We start from the raw sequence: 14,707 nt of genomic DNA on the forward strand, positions 1-14,707 counted from the left end.
GATATAAGAAAGAGATAAAAAGAAGAGAGGGAAAAGACGAGTGGAAATGACAGGTTCCTATCATACATGGTTTGTAATTTTATCGATTGTTGCAGCTGTGGCGGCATCATTTGCTTCGTTGACGATGGTGGAACGGTTGAAGAAAGCTTCCGGCCTGACGAAGTGGAAATGGATAGCAGCTGGAGCGCTTACGCTGGGCGGCGGCATCTGGTCGATGCACTTTGTAGCGATGCTCGCCTATGACATGGGCATGCCGGTCCGGTATGATTCATGGCTTTTGACGTTGAGCATCCTTTCCTCAGCGGGAGCCAGTTTTCTAGCTTTTTATTTAATGAGCCGTGGATTGAAAAAGCGGATCGACGCAGCGGTCGGTTCGATTGTAATCGGCCTCGGCATCATTTCGATGCATTATATCGGCATGGAAGCGATGATCATGGAAGCCGCGATCCAGTATGATGCGCAGCTTGTTGCCGCTTCGGCAGCCATTGCTTTCGCGGCTTCTTTTACCGCTTTGATTGTATTGAAGAGTTTTATGAATTACCCAAGAAGGATGAAGCGTTTTAAAATAGGAGCCTCCTTGGTGCTCGGGGCCGGGATCAGCGGAATGCATTATACCGGAATGGCATCAGCAAGCTTTTATCATGTGGAAACGTCCGCTCATACCGATCCTTTTATAGACCCGACGCCGCTCGGATACATCGTGACGTTCGGAGTGTTTGTGTTAATCGGACTGTTTATTTTAGTGAACCGGTACGATACGAAAATGGAAGAGCACAGCGATCATATCCTTTTCATGGATACCCTGTACCAGACCATTGTGGAATCGGCGAACGATGCCGTAATCACCATGAACCAGGAAGGAAAGATTCTCGCCTGGAACCAGGCAGCTGTCGATACCTTCGGGTTCAGCCAGAAGGAAGCGGTCGGTCAGCTGATCAATATCGTCGTTCCGCCTTCGTTTTATGAAGCACACCCTGAAGGGGCAGCTCTGTTTTTGAAAAAAGGAGCAGCGCGTGTGATTGGACAGACGGTGGAACTCGAGGGAATGCACGCCACAGGAAGGGTATTCCCTTTGGAGTTATCCTTATCCTCGACCTCCAACGACGAGCAGACGTATTATACCGGAATCATCCGTGATATATCGGAGCGGGTTCAACAGCAGGAGCGGATCAATGAGCTCGTGTATAAAGATGAACTGACCCATCTTCCGAACCGGAGAATGCTGAACGATCACTTGGAGACCGTGCTCATGCAGGCGCACAAAAACAACGAGGAAGCCGGCGTCTTGTTCTTGGATCTGGATCGATTTAAACAAATCAATGATGTGTATGGACACAAGACAGGGGATGCCTTGCTGAAGCAGGTAACAGAGAGGCTGCAGGCTGGATTGGGGGACAACGATTTTGCTGCCCGGCAGAGCGGGGATGAGTTTATTCTGGTGTTGAGAGAAACAAGTTCCTATAAAGCCGGCATGGCTGCCAGTCAGCTGCTTGATGCTCTGCGTGAGCCTTTTTTCATTGATGAGGTGGAACTGTTCGTGACGCCGTCGATCGGAATCAGTCTTTATCCGGAGGACGGCTTGGAGGCGGATGATCTTATTAAATTTGCCGATACGGCGATGTATCAGGCGAAACAGGAGGGCGGCAACCAGTATCAATTCTTTACGATGGAGATTAATGAAGTGATTTCCAGGAAAATGATGCTGGAAACCGGTCTGAGAAAAGCGGCCGGACACGGGGAGATCGAGATTTACTATCAACCTCAGGTCGTTATTGGTACGGGGGATGTGAAGAGCTTCGAAGCGCTCGTTCGTTGGAATCACCGTGAACTGGGACTTGTTTCTCCTCTGGATTTCATTCCACTTGCCGAGGAGACGAAGCTGATCATTCCACTGGGGAAATGGATATTAAAAAAAGCCTGTACTCAGTTCAAAACATGGCTTGACGAAGGGCATGAGCTTTGCCATATCTCTGTCAACATTTCAGCCGTCCAGTTCAACGATCCAGGATTTGTGGATTCCGTTAAAGAGATCCTGGACGAAACCGGTCTGGATCCGAAGTACCTGGATCTCGAGTTGACGGAGAGTGTCGTACAAAATCCGCAAACAGCGATTCCTTTTATGCATGAGCTGAAAGCGATGGGGATCAAAATTTCCCTCGATGATTTCGGGACCGGATATTCCTCCTTGAATTATTTGAAGGACTTCCCGCTTGATACCCTTAAAATTGATAAATCGTTCATTCAGACGATCCACAAAAGTTCTAAAGACAGGGCTGTTGTAGATACGATTATCCATATGGCTCTCAATTTGAACTTGAACGTCATCGCAGAAGGTGTAGAAACGCCGTCCCAGCTGGATTACTTGATTTCAAGGAAATGCCACCAGTACCAGGGATACCTGTGCAGTGCTCCGGTGCCGCATGACCAGATTTCCACCCGGTTTTTTCAGCCGATGAAAGGAGCACCCCTGACATAAAATAAGGCTGTCGAGAACGATCCCGACAGCCTGGAACTCTCTTTCCTTTTGGAAGGGGAGTTTTTAGTTTTCTTTTAAAGCTTCAACCATTTTCTCTGCAGCTTTTTCACTGGACATCGGGTTCTGGCCGGTTACCAGATTACCATCGCGGACCGCGTAGGCGCTCCAGTCATCCCCTTTGGAAAATTCGCCGCCTTTGTTGCGCAGTTCTGTTTCCAGCATGAATGGCATATGCACATCCAGACCCATGCCGATTTCTTCGGAGTCCGTGAATCCGGTCACTTTTTTGCCGCTGACAATCGGTGTGCCGTTTTCATACGTCGCATGGACGAGACCACTAGGACCGTGGCAGACAGAGCCGATGACGTTGTTCTGTTCCGCATGCTGCTGCAGGACATACTGAAGCGTTTCGTTTTCCGGGAAGTCGAACATTGTCCCGTGTCCGCCTGGAAGGAAAATACCGTCAAATCCATTGGCATCTTCTTTGGAAAGCTTGGCTGTATCCTTCAGCTGTGCTTGAGCTTCCGCCCATTCTTTCACTTCTTCTTCAGGAATACTGTTGGGATCCAGTGGAACTTCGCCACCCTGGATGCTTGTTACTTTTACCTCATAGCCCTGCTCTTTGAAGGCATTATAAGGAACAGCATACTCCTCAAGCCACAGGCCTGTTTTATGATCATCTGTAATTTTAGTGTGATTGGTTACGACCATTAGAACTTTTTTGCTCATGATGGTACCTCCTAAATAAGTGATGTTACACGATAAGTTATACACGATGAAGGACAGGAACGAAAATAGTTTGCTCAAACGGGACACATTTACTCATCTGCTATACTTGAATGTGGATAATCAGGAAAATAAAGGAGGGGTCGGATGAGGAAGGTGGAGGTTGTCCCTTATGACACGGGCTGGTCATTTTTATTTCAACAGGAAAAGCGGATACTGGAAAAGATCTTTGGATCAGCGCTCGTCGATGTTCATCACATCGGCAGTACAGCAGTTCCCGGACTTGCGGCCAAGCCGGTGATTGATATACTTCCTGTTGTCAGTAATTTGAAAGCGGTCGATGAAGCGGTCGCTGCAATGGAGAAGGCAGGGTATGAAGCGAAAGGTGAGAACGGATTGCCCGGCCGCCGTTTTTTTCAAAAAGGAGGACAGGATAGAACCCATCACGTGCACGTATTTGAAGAAGGAAGTCCTGAAATAGAGCGTCATCTCGTGTTCCGTGATTATCTTCGGACGCATGACGCTGAGCGGAACGCTTATGCCCGGTTGAAAAAGCAGCTGGCGCAGGCCCACCGTTTTAATATCGACGCGTACATCGAGGGAAAGGGCGGGTTTGTCCAACAACTTCAACAAGCGGCATGGGACTGGTCACGCAGCTGAGAGGATAGATAGGTTGAAACTCTATCCAAAGAACTGCTTCCTTGGGGCTGTTTTGTGGAAAATATCTGTTAATTATTATAATATTCTGTAATTTTTGGTAAGGTGTAGAAGACCCCATATTGGAGGAGGAAGACGTATACATATGCGGAAATTATCCAATGCTGCAGTCCTGACGTTGACGAGTCTTGTTTTGTTTTTTCCTTTTCAGCCTGTCCAGACAGAAGTGACGGCTTCTCTGGAACATGAAGAATTGGTTGATCAACTCAACCTTCTATTAAGTGATGAGAAGCTGGACGGAGCGCTGAGCGGTGTGAGTGTCCGCTCAGCCGACACGGGAGAGGTCATATATGAACATGATGCCCATGACCGGTTGAAGCCGGCCTCCAACATGAAACTGCTGACGGGAGCGGCTGCGATGGATACGCTTGGCCCCCGCTACACGTTTGATACGGAAGTGTATTCAGAAGGGAAAATAAGAGGAGGTCAGCTTCACGGGGACCTTTACCTAAAGGGCAAAGGAGATCCGACCCTTCTCTATGAGGATTTTCAGGAGCTTGCCCAACAAGTGAAGGACCAAGGGATCAGGGCAGTCAAAGGAAGCCTGGTTGCGGATGACACATGGTACGATGATATCCGTTTGTCTGAGGACATTTCCTGGAATGATGAATCCCGTTATTATGCTTCTCAGATTTCTGCCCTTACAGCTGCGCCTAATGAAGATTACGATGCAGGAACGGTGATCGTCGCTGCCTACCCAGGAAACGAAGAAGGTGTGGAGGCTGATATCGAAGTGACACCGGAAACAGACCACGTAAAAATCATCAATCAAACGAAGACGGTTGCTGAAGATGGAGAGAAAGATGTCACGATTGAACGGAAACACGGAACAAACGAGATTATTGTGGAAGGGACTCTTCCACTTGAAGGCAGCCGGTCCCGCTCCTGGGTGGCGGTCGATGAGCCGTCTGGACTTGCGCTCGACCTTTTCCAAAGGGCGTTGGAGGAAGCCGGCATAAAGGTGAAAGGAAAGATGACGTACGCGGAAACGCCGGAGAAATCCGACCTTGTTGCATCTCATACATCGATGCCGCTTGAAGACTTGTTCATCCCATTCATGAAGCTGAGTAATAACGGACACGCTGAGGTGTTAATCAAGGAAATGGGGCGGACCGTTTACGATGAGGGCAGCTGGGATAAAGGGTTGGATGTCGTAGAAGAGTATGTGCAGACGATTGATGTGGATGCAGATACGATGCGCCTGCGGGACGGGTCAGGCATGTCGCATGTCAATATGGTTCCGGCCGATGAAATCTCAGAACTCTTATATAAAGTTCGCCAGGAACCGTGGTATGACGCGTTCTACACATCCCTTCCCGTGGCAGGAAAGGAAGAACGTTTTGTTGGGGGTACATTGAGGAATCGGATGCAGGACACAGCGGCTGAAGGGAATGTCCATGCCAAGACAGGTTCCTTGACTGGTGTGACCTCGCTTTCCGGCTATGTTACGACGAAAGACGGGGAGGAGTTGATTTTCTCCATCCTTTTGAATAACTATTTAGGTTCCGTTCAGGAGATTGAGGATGAGCTCGCAGTAACTCTTGCTGAATATGAGGGATAAGATACCAAAAAGGCGGCCGGGAAAGTTTCCGGCCGCCTTTTTGATTGTTGTGGCAGACAGAAAATGATTGCAGCGGGTCTTGATCTCCATCGAAAGACGTAGAAAACATCGGTCTGTCCCCTGATGTGATTCCTTTCCCCTCTCTTTACCATGAAGGTACCGCTGTGAAGGAGGAATGAGAAATGTTTATTGAAAAAGTCATGCTGGATACACGGCCGCTCAAGGATATGAAACATTTTTACGAAGAGGTCCTCGGTTTTAAGGAGAGAGAATCGGGAGAAGGTCAGCTGACCATTGAAGCTGGGAGAAGCACCATCACTTTTCTAAAAGTAGAGGAAGGACATCCTTTTTATCTTTTCGCCTTTGATATCCCGGCAGACCAGTTTCAGGAGGCGAAAGAGTGGGTGAAGGCCCGTACCCCGCTCCTAAAAGAAGAGGATCAGGATGAGGCGGCCTTCCAGCATCTTCAGGCCCGTGCCTTTTCCTTTCAGGATCCCGCCGGTAATATTGTCGAGTGTATCGCAAGGCGTACGGCTCCAAAGAGTGATGGACAGCCGTTCTCCATAGAGAGCCTGCAGAAGGTCAATGAAATGAGCTTTATAGCGGTGGACGCCGGGCAGGGGGCTGAAGTTCTTGAACGGTTGAATCTCATCGAAAGAGAAAAGCGCCCAATCCGGCCGCACCTCCTGAATTTTATAGGGGAAAAGGAAGACGAAAGCTTTCTTTTGCTCCTCGAACCGGGTAGAAAGTGGCTGTTTTCTGATCAGATGGCTGAGGTTTATCCTGTAACGGCTCTCCTAAAGGGGAGAGGGACCGCGTACGTGGGTGAGGACGGCCTCGTTTCTGTAGAGGAGTGGGAGGGGGGTGTGTAAATGGAGAAGATGCTGGGCTTGTGGCTGGATGAAAAGGGCAGGTACGGGATTGCTAAAATGACTCATCCGGTCTTTGGTGTTTCCTACCATCCGCTCCGCTTTGCAGGTCATGGAACGTATACCATTATCAACCAGCTGTGGTATGCGACGTATAACGGAGCGAGGCAGTATTTCCGTCAATTCACAAACAATGATTTTGCATCAGGACGGATGAGGAAAGCAGGTCATGGGAATGTGCAGGTGAATAATGGAAGCATCCGATTTCCTGCCTGATTTTTGAAACGTTTCTCCTTGTTGACCGTACTAGAGGTGAACGGCTCAGCAGAGAGAGGGAGGAATGACTTGTTTACAGCTGAACGCATACGTCTGCGGAAAGTAGAGGAAAAAGCCCCACCCATCTACCATCAATGGAGAAATGATATGGAAGTAATGAAGACGACCCAGCCCCACCTCGATGTCCCCACCTATGAAAGCACCGAACAATTCATCAAGAGGATCACCACCTCAGACACATCGAATAGTTACAGGATTGAAGAACTAGAAACATCAGAGGAAAGTCTGTGCGTTTAATAAATGCGCCGTCCGATTGTATGAGCATACAGGTTTTACAACAGAGGGGCGTCTGAAGGAAGAGCTTTTCCGAAACGGATCGTGGCACGACCTGCTTGTCATGGCCCCTTTTCAAACCGATCACCTAAAAAGGAGTGGAACCCAGTGCCCAAAACATGGATTCATCTGGAAGGATTACTCGTCCTCATTATGTCGTCTTATTTTTACACAACGACCGGCTATTCGCTCTGGCTGTTTCTTCTTCTCCTTCTTGCACCTGATGTATTCATGCTCGGCTATATCATAAATGCCAAGGCGGGAGCCGTCCTATACAATATCGGCCACACCTATGTAGTGCCGGGACTTGTTCTCCTCACCGGTCTATATTACCAGTGGGGGCTTGTAACCGCGCTGGCGCTGATCTGGACGGCTCATATCGGGATGGATCGGACCATCGGCTACGGTTTAAAGTATGGCACAGATTTCAAACATACCCACCAGCAGAGAATATAGGAGGGAAACGATGATTATAGTCAGAAATGCTGTTATGAGTGATGCTCCCGGCATCCGGGAGGTCTGTATCAAAGGGAATCAGGACACGTACGCAGCGATTTACAGCAAAGAATACTTACAGACCGTCATCGATGAATTTTATAACCTGGCCCGCATCCAAAAAGAGATTGTTCCTGCAGGGAGAGACTGGAGCGGCTACATAACCGCTCTTGAACAGGACAGGATTGTTGGTGCAATTGGCGGCGGGATGATCGATCAGAAGGCCGGCGAAATCTATGTCCTTTATCTAGATCCGGATTACAGAGGCCGGGGAATCGGTACGAAGCTGCTGGAAGCCTTGACGAAGCAGCAGAAGGATCTTTATGGAGCGGAAGAACAATGGGCTTCGGTTCAAAAAGGCAATGATAAGGGCATTCCTTTTTACGAAGCCAGAGGTTTTGTTTTTCATGAGGAACAGCCGGGTTATGGGGAGAGTAAGGAAGCATCATCTTACACTTCTCTCCGTTACAGGCGGAGACTGCTGCCTTGAATAAAAGGCTTCGTTTAAGTTCGGTGTTGATATTTATCTCGATACTGAGTCTTTAGCTAATGGGCAGGTTAGTTGAAGACTCGAATTCGAGATAATAGCCAGTTTTGAAACGATTTATGTACTCATTCGTATATGAATTAAAGTGCTTTTTAGGAGTGATAGTTATCTTAGACCTTGTGATATTTGGTGTAGTTGCTGTTGGAGGTGGAATAGTTTCTCTAATTGGTTTTTTGGTCATTATAGGGAGAAAAGTTACTGAACCCAATAAAGAATTACAGAAAAAAGTTGAAAGCCTTGAAAACGAAGTGAAAAGCCTCAAAGATAAAAGGTAACTCAGTTTCGAGTCATTCAGTATCAGTGGCAAAAGCTGTACATCGTTTATTGGTATTCAGCAGCATATATATTCTTACAAATAGTTGAGTGAAACTTTTAGTTAGAATAACCCGTAATTTAATAATGTAAATGTTTCAAATTAATACTGGTTGGAGGCTTTGGGGTGCAATTTATATTTAATGCTATAAAAAATATGTTTTTAGATTTATTTTCAATGGTTAGAGGTTTTACATACGGGTTCTTAATGGTTGGTTTATTTATTTTAGTTGTTAGTGCTTTAATCTATGGTATTTTATATCTTAAAAACATCGTGTTGTGATAAGGATAATGTATAAATAACGGTTAATTATCTTGATTTCAAGTCTTCCAGAAAAGGGGGGCTTTACTTTATTAGGGAATATTATAAGTTAATATTTCTTGTTCACTTGTTTTGGCATAACCCCGCTGAAAATAAAGAAAGAGGTGTGACAATGAGAAACGCTTTAGGGTATGGTTTCTTATTATTAATTATATTGTCAATTACAATATTCTTTAGCCTGAAAATGTTCATTAGTTTAGTTAATATTATCGGTTTTGGGTCAGCTTTAATTTCTGCTTTCCTTATGAAAACGTTTATTAGAAGGTCTGAATTAAATGTGGCTTCAACAGATAAAGGAGATAGAGAAGAAAGAAGGTTAGGAATGAAGATTGGCATATTCGGTTCACCATTTCTGATTACTTCGATTATTTTTTTGATAACGTAAATAAAAGCAGTTTTATAGATAATGGCGAATTATCTCGAAATTAAGTCTTCATGAAACGGGGGGCAATTCCTTAATAAAAGAATTGTCTCCCATATTACGTGAAAGCTCATTTTCTAAAAGTATTGAGTTACATACAATATTTTGGAATAATTTACATAACGGGGAGGGGAAAGTGTGAGAAGGAAGTTAGGAATAATTTCTACTGTGTTATTTTTAGTAAGCCTAGCTGCATACATAACGATGCTTTCGAGGAATGATGCTTTTCTTTTTGCAGGTGTAGTGATTGCTATATTAGGATTGGTATTTGCCATGCTCTCGGAAAAAGGAACATACAGAAAGATTGGATTCATTGGCAATGGATTGATTCTTTTAGTGTCCATAATTATACCTTTTATAGTTACTACATTTTTTTGGAACACACCCTAAATATGGAGGGGAAGAAGATACTATCTTGACTTCAAGTCTTACGTAAACGGGGGCAATTCTTTAACAGAAGAATTGCTCCCTTAACGTTTTGGGCAGGTTGGTGGAAGACTCAGTCCGGTTTTTAAGACTTTATTTCTAGGAAATCATAATTATGCTACGCTAGTTATTGCCACTATATTGAGTGATAAGGCAATCTTAATATGGATAATTTGAAATGGGGTGGAGATATTGAAACTTGAAACACTACTATATATATTTTTATCTAGCTCATTACTATTGCTAACGGCTTGTAATGACGTTGAAACAAGCAATGATAGGACCTCAGAAGAAGAGAATGAAACTGAGGAAATAGAGAAAACGGGTGATAATAATTCTGAGGAAGATAATATTTTTTCTTTAGGAGATTTTGAAGTTGTAAACTCAAAAACAAAATTAGGAACTGTTACATCTGGTCCTATAACTATAGAAATGCTTGGGGTTTCGGTACAGGAAGGAGAAATGAAGAATATACTTACTGAAGAACTTCCAGATGGTGAAGTTACGTTTATCAGGTTGGATTTTATAGTTACTTCAGAGGAGGATAATTTAACCTTTGATGGGAAACATCTCCCGATAAAAATAAATTCTGAAGAAGAATGGATTGAACCAAACCTCTTGAAGAGTGGTAACTTATCTTTTGGTTATAGGGGTGCTGGGGAATACCGGGCTTTCGCCTCTTATTTATTAGACGAATTGAATGCTGAGGAAGTAAAAAACATAACTTTCCAAATGGAAGCGCCAAGAGATGAAAATAACGAGCGATTAGGTGAGGATAAAAGCATCAAGGTAGATTTAAGTAAGTAAGAGTATTGGTTCGATTTATATATTGTTATGACCAAATACCTTGAAATCAAGTCTTATAAAAAAGGGGGCTTCAGTTGAATATGCCCAATATCAAAAAGAGATTCCATGAAATTGGAATCTCTTTTTGGTAGTAATATTAATACTAAACTTTAACAGAGCGATTTAATTAGGAACAACTGTAAAAGCGTAAATTTCATACTGAACTTTTTCACCCTCAGTCTTATGGTGTTTATAATAAATATACTTTGAGGATTCTCCTTTATTTCCTGTTACGGGTAGTGAATAATCATCACTCAAGTTTACTTGTTTAGTTGTAGAATTATAATGGATCATAGCTCCAGAACTATTAGCGTCAATGTCTGCTTGATTAATTTTTAGTTTTGCCGGAGTGTCTATTTCAGGAACTCCATAACTATCAAAATTCTCATGTATCATCTCAAGATCATCTTTTAAAATGCAGTTTTTGTTACATGCGTATACAGGCTCAAGTTCGTAATTCTTACCCCCAGTTTTGATAGTTATTTCTTCATTCAATTTCTCCCCCTTGTTGTTATTGTATTTCTCATCTTTACCTTGATCAGTTGATGAGCACCCTACTAAACTAATTAAAATAAAAAGAAAAAATAGAAATTTATTCATTTTCAACTCCCGTTGGAAAGCTTCTTAAATGTTACACTTGGAATTGTAAGTCCTCATTTGGAAAATATCAACATATAGAAGGATTCATACAACTAAGAATTAATGTGGTAAATAAGGAATCATAAAAACTAAGGATGGTTCTGGCGCTTACGACAAGAAGCACAGGAACCACCACCTTGCTTCGGTTATCTTGAATTCGAGTCTTTCGTTAACGGGGGCGTTTCTTCAATTGAAGGATCGCCTTTTTTACATTGGTATAGTTTGGGAATATACTCCGTTGGTAATAGAGGTCAGTAAGGACAGAGACTAAATATAGGTAGTAGGAGGAGAATTGCAATATGAATAAAAGAATTAAAGATCGCATTATCTCTGCACTCGCTTATGCAGTCGCTGCTATTCTCTTCGGATACTTCATATTCGGTGAAATGAACTGGTCACTTGTATTAGGATTAACGCTAGGCGGTTTTACTTTTCCTATAACAGGCAAGTTTGGGGATAAAGAAAAATTGTAAAGACCTCTCGAATTCAAGTCTTACAGAAACGGGAACGATTACTCAATAAAGTTATTGCTCTCAGTACATAGGCATAGCTGTATTTAGCTTTTTAACTAACAGATTTAGTTAAGTGATGTAAAGGAAGGATGGAAAAAACGAGATGAAATACTTAACATTACTTTGCGTGATTTCTATTTTCTTCCTTGTGTGTGGGTGTTCAAAAGGTAGTGCAGAGGAGGTAGAAATATACTCAATCAGGAATGATACTGAGCCTGTCCAAGTAATAAAAGAAGAAGATGTTGTTAAGCAAAACGAAGAGTTAACTACTAATTTAAATGAGGTCCCAATTGAAGAAGCACTCTCAAATGCCAAGGGAAACCCGGATGTAATATTTCAAATTAATGGCAGCAAGTGGTTTGTGTATTATGTACACCAAAAAGCAATTCTAAGAAAGAATGCAGGTACCTTTTTTAATGCGTCTGATGAACAAGCAAATAAATTAAAAAGTCTATTTGGAAAAGATGTTTTGAGATAAGAATGATTAACAAGGTTATTCAGTAGACAGGGGCAATTGGTCAATAGAACAATCGTTATTTTACTATAAGCAGGGTAGAGTACGGTCACTTCTAAAGGATATTAATATGAGTAAGGGTTATCTAATATTTAGTGTAGAACTAAACTAGAATCGTTTCCAAGGAGTAAAAATAAATAAAAAAGTTCGTCCAGTGGTTATTCACCGGGCTGTGTTTGGGTCCCTTGATCGCTTTTTAGGCATACTCATTGAGCATTATAGAGGGGCATTTCCAACTTGGTTAGCACCTGTTCAAGTAAAAATACTACCTGCATCAAACGACGTTCATAAAGAATATTCGGATCAAGTAATGAATCGGTTAAAACAAGAAGGGATTAGAGTGGAAAAGGACAGTAGAGAGGAAAAGTTAGGGTACAAGATCAGGGAAACTCAAATAAACAAAACACCCTTCATTCTGGTGTTGGGAGACAAGGAAGTTGAAAAAGGATGTGTGAACGTTAGGTCTTATGGAGATAAAGCAACGAAAGAAATGGGATTAGATGAATTTGTAACAAGTATTAAACAGTCTATAGTCAATAAAGATTTACTTGAATAATTATTATCAACATCAAATTACATTATCCTACAAATACAGAAGGTATAGATCCTCACATTGACCACGTCGTCAAGCATAGTAAGAGCGAAAAGAAAAGGAAATTCTCTGCTGATGGTGAGCTTCTTTACTGTATGGCAACTTGGAATATGAATGGTCATGAATAAACAATTTCTTCTGATTGCAGGCTGTTTTGAATATGAATCTTCAGTAGTAATAAGAGGCAATTCTGAAAAAGGATTGCCTCTTTTATTTTTTACAGGATTGTGGAAGAATCAACCTTGGAAATATAAGGTATATTGAAACTAAATTGGAGAAGTATCGTATGAGTAATAGGAGGAACCAGAATAGGTGAACGGGGATAACGATTGTACCTCTGAAATGGAGGCGTTAAAACGTTGAGAATACTGGAAGCCATCATAGAACATTCGGTAATGCCGGAGCCTAAAAACATTAAAGGTTATTCAATAGATAGGGGAGAAGAAAATGATCATTAAGGTTGTACTCTTAACGCTGCTTCTTTTCCAAGTCTTATACTTATCGGTAAAAGTTATGAACGATAAATATATCAAATATTATATACCTGCCTTTATTGTAAGTATAGTTACAGCTTGGTCTATTTATAAAACCTTTACAATGAGTGGATTTGGTATTATTACCTCAGCTATTTTTTCTACTATAGGATTATTCACTTTATTTGTCTTTACCAAGCATCCTCCGTTTTCAAAAGAAAAAATGTAATCCCTTCTTGAAATTGAGTCTTCCACTAACAAGGGCGACTATTCAATACGAGTGGTCGCCTTTTTCATAAAGTTTAGAGTTGTGGTTGATTTCTAAATGATAAACAGTTTGAAAAAAGGTCGGATCTTCTCTCTTAGATACATAATTGGAACGGCTGAAATAATGACGAAGGAATAGTAATAAGTGTACGTCTAAAGATAAGAGGTGGTTAAAGTGCTGGGTTATATTAGGTTTTTCTTCTTCATGATTATTGGTCTTTTACTATGGAATGCATTGTTTTCATCCGATAACCAGTCAACCATTGAAATAATAGGGATCTCTTTTTTTTCAACATTATTTAAATGGTTGTATGAGGAATTTTTCGAAGGATCAGAAGGTACTGATGGAAACTAAATGTAAGGTTACAAATAAAGTAACGATGACAAATGTTCAATACTGATGGTCGTCTTTTTTTTATTTTGGACTGAGGTATTAGGGAAGAAAATGGTCCGGATAGTATTATGCTGTTTGGAGGAGATAATTATTCATTACCTTTGTTACATACTTTTTACTTATGTCTGTAATTGGAATACTTACGAGAGATTGAATTATCCTATTTATTGTTGCGTGAGTAGAAAGGATACAACGTTTGGAATTTAAGAATGAAAGAATAAGGGTTTTCACCTGTCTTATCGGTTAGCTTAATAACTTATCACTTTTTCGTGGTAGAAACTTATGGAACTTGTTATTCCTGGCTTTAATTATTGTATTCATAGGAGCATTATCTCTTTAAATTTGAAAAGGGTGACCATCTGTCTGAACTAAGTAAGGTGGGAAGATTAGTAAATTACATAACATATCCCGTGATCAAGTCTTATGGAAACGGGGGGAAGCTGTGGAATAAGAACCAGCACCAACCGGGATGACATGGGAATACAGATGTCTATCATCTTCTTGTGGGAGTGATAAAGTGAGTAAAAAAATCTTTAACATCATTGGATGGGGTCTGCTTCTGGGAATGGGTGCTTCATGGATAGGGATTGGTTATTCGAATTGGTATTTATTATTACTTCCAATGACGTACATTTCTTTTTCAATTAACGATGGCAGCATTAAAAATATAGGAAAGATAAAACAGATGTCTATACTCCAAGTGATTCTAATATTGTTTGCATATGTTGTGTCAATTGCTATCGTTTATGGTCTTTTGCAATTATCCAGTTACTTGATAAGCGACATATTACAATTAACTGGAGGCATAAAGACCTTTAGTGTGATTATTGCAGTGATTCTTTCTCTGTATCCTGTTAAGTTCACTTTTGGCAGAGTTGTTTATAAACTAACAAAGGGGTTGAGCGCTGCAAGGTAAGAAAGTTCCCTATGTATTAATTAAGTAGAATAGTGAAAACATCATACGGTAAATTGAATATGTTGGAAAAATG

At 41.9% G+C, this 14,707-nt stretch carries 18 protein-coding genes and 1 pseudogene; 17 read left to right on the forward strand and 2 right to left on the reverse strand.

Annotated elements, in window-relative coordinates; all coding sequences use genetic code 11:
- The first annotated feature begins 46 nt into the window (after positions 1-46).
- Positions 47-2,476 (forward strand): EAL domain-containing protein, encoded by a 2,430-nt coding sequence (locus ACXAD6_RS05585; protein WP_474970368.1) that lies wholly within the window; start codon positions 47-49, stop codon positions 2,474-2,476.
- Positions 2,477-2,539: 63 nt separating this feature from the next.
- Here the strand turns inward: ACXAD6_RS05585 and ACXAD6_RS05590 are convergent, their stop codons facing one another.
- Complete coding sequence (locus ACXAD6_RS05590) at positions 2,540-3,205, reverse strand: type 1 glutamine amidotransferase domain-containing protein (RefSeq protein ID WP_027953684.1); 666 nt, start codon at positions 3,203-3,205, stop codon at positions 2,540-2,542.
- 144 nt (positions 3,206-3,349) lie between these two features.
- Between ACXAD6_RS05590 and ACXAD6_RS05595 the strand changes: the two genes are divergently transcribed.
- From ACXAD6_RS05595 to ACXAD6_RS05645, 11 genes are all read left to right on the forward strand, one after another.
- Positions 3,350-3,862 carry a GrpB family protein gene (locus tag ACXAD6_RS05595; protein WP_474968004.1) on the forward strand — a complete coding sequence of 171 codons (513 nt, stop codon included), beginning with the start codon at positions 3,350-3,352 and terminating at the stop codon, positions 3,860-3,862.
- Positions 3,863-4,004: 142 nt separating this feature from the next.
- Positions 4,005-5,480: a D-alanyl-D-alanine carboxypeptidase/D-alanyl-D-alanine endopeptidase gene (gene dacB / locus ACXAD6_RS05600; RefSeq protein WP_474968005.1), complete on the forward strand. Its 1,476-nt coding sequence runs from the start codon at positions 4,005-4,007 to the stop codon at positions 5,478-5,480.
- 182 nt (positions 5,481-5,662) lie between these two features.
- Positions 5,663-6,352 carry a VOC family protein gene (locus tag ACXAD6_RS05605; protein ID WP_474968006.1) on the forward strand — a complete coding sequence of 230 codons (690 nt, stop codon included), beginning with the start codon at positions 5,663-5,665 and terminating at the stop codon, positions 6,350-6,352.
- Positions 6,353-6,625 (forward strand): hypothetical protein, encoded by a 273-nt coding sequence (locus tag ACXAD6_RS05610; protein ID WP_474968007.1) that lies wholly within the window; start codon positions 6,353-6,355, stop codon positions 6,623-6,625.
- A gap of 69 nt (positions 6,626-6,694) precedes the next feature.
- Positions 6,695-6,922: a hypothetical protein gene (locus ACXAD6_RS05615; RefSeq protein ID WP_474968008.1), complete on the forward strand. Its 228-nt coding sequence runs from the start codon at positions 6,695-6,697 to the stop codon at positions 6,920-6,922.
- Between the two features lie 144 nt (positions 6,923-7,066).
- Positions 7,067-7,414, forward strand: coding sequence for a DUF4260 domain-containing protein (locus ACXAD6_RS05620; RefSeq protein ID WP_474968009.1), 348 nt, complete (start codon positions 7,067-7,069; stop codon positions 7,412-7,414).
- Positions 7,415-7,424: 10 nt separating this feature from the next.
- A complete protein-coding gene (locus ACXAD6_RS05625) occupies positions 7,425-7,943 on the forward strand; it encodes a GNAT family N-acetyltransferase (RefSeq protein WP_474968010.1) in 519 nt (172 codons plus the stop codon).
- Between the two features lie 155 nt (positions 7,944-8,098).
- Positions 8,099-8,275, forward strand: a complete 177-nt coding sequence (locus ACXAD6_RS05630; protein ID WP_474968011.1) for a hypothetical protein — start codon at positions 8,099-8,101, stop codon at positions 8,273-8,275.
- A 471-nt stretch (positions 8,276-8,746) separates the two neighbouring features.
- Positions 8,747-9,019, forward strand: coding sequence for a hypothetical protein (locus tag ACXAD6_RS05635; RefSeq protein ID WP_474968012.1), 273 nt, complete (start codon positions 8,747-8,749; stop codon positions 9,017-9,019).
- Positions 9,020-9,193: 174 nt separating this feature from the next.
- Entirely contained in the window at positions 9,194-9,445 is a 252-nt protein-coding gene (locus ACXAD6_RS05640; RefSeq protein WP_474968013.1) for a hypothetical protein, read from the forward strand.
- Between the two features lie 228 nt (positions 9,446-9,673).
- On the forward strand, positions 9,674-10,288 hold the full coding sequence (locus tag ACXAD6_RS05645) for a hypothetical protein (protein ID WP_474968014.1): 615 nt from the start codon (positions 9,674-9,676) through the stop codon (positions 10,286-10,288).
- A 162-nt stretch (positions 10,289-10,450) separates the two neighbouring features.
- Here ACXAD6_RS05645 and ACXAD6_RS05650 read toward each other — a convergent pair whose 3' ends face one another.
- A complete protein-coding gene (locus ACXAD6_RS05650; RefSeq protein WP_474968015.1) occupies positions 10,451-10,927 on the reverse strand; it encodes a hypothetical protein in 477 nt (158 codons plus the stop codon).
- 338 nt (positions 10,928-11,265) lie between these two features.
- On the opposite strand from ACXAD6_RS05650, the gene ACXAD6_RS05655 reads away from it, so the two are divergent.
- The 5 genes and pseudogenes from ACXAD6_RS05655 (at position 11,266) to ACXAD6_RS05675 (ending at position 14,634) form a co-directional block, all read left to right on the forward strand.
- The gene (locus ACXAD6_RS05655) at positions 11,266-11,439 is read left to right on the forward strand and encodes a hypothetical protein (RefSeq protein ID WP_474968016.1); all 174 of its coding nucleotides are present in this window, start codon (positions 11,266-11,268) and stop codon (positions 11,437-11,439) included.
- A gap of 142 nt (positions 11,440-11,581) precedes the next feature.
- Complete coding sequence (locus ACXAD6_RS05660) at positions 11,582-11,956, forward strand: hypothetical protein (protein WP_474968017.1); 375 nt, start codon at positions 11,582-11,584, stop codon at positions 11,954-11,956.
- 172 nt (positions 11,957-12,128) lie between these two features.
- Positions 12,129-12,548: pseudogene (locus tag ACXAD6_RS05665) on the forward strand (His/Gly/Thr/Pro-type tRNA ligase C-terminal domain-containing protein); the annotation flags it as partial.
- A gap of 483 nt (positions 12,549-13,031) precedes the next feature.
- Positions 13,032-13,286, forward strand: a complete 255-nt coding sequence (locus ACXAD6_RS05670; RefSeq protein ID WP_474968018.1) for a hypothetical protein — start codon at positions 13,032-13,034, stop codon at positions 13,284-13,286.
- Between the two features lie 949 nt (positions 13,287-14,235).
- Positions 14,236-14,634, forward strand: a complete 399-nt coding sequence (locus tag ACXAD6_RS05675) for a disulfide bond formation protein DsbD (RefSeq protein WP_474968019.1) — start codon at positions 14,236-14,238, stop codon at positions 14,632-14,634.
- Positions 14,635-14,707: the final 73 nt, after the last annotated feature.

It is taken from the genome of Halobacillus sp. ABH2_015 (assembly GCF_056158945.1).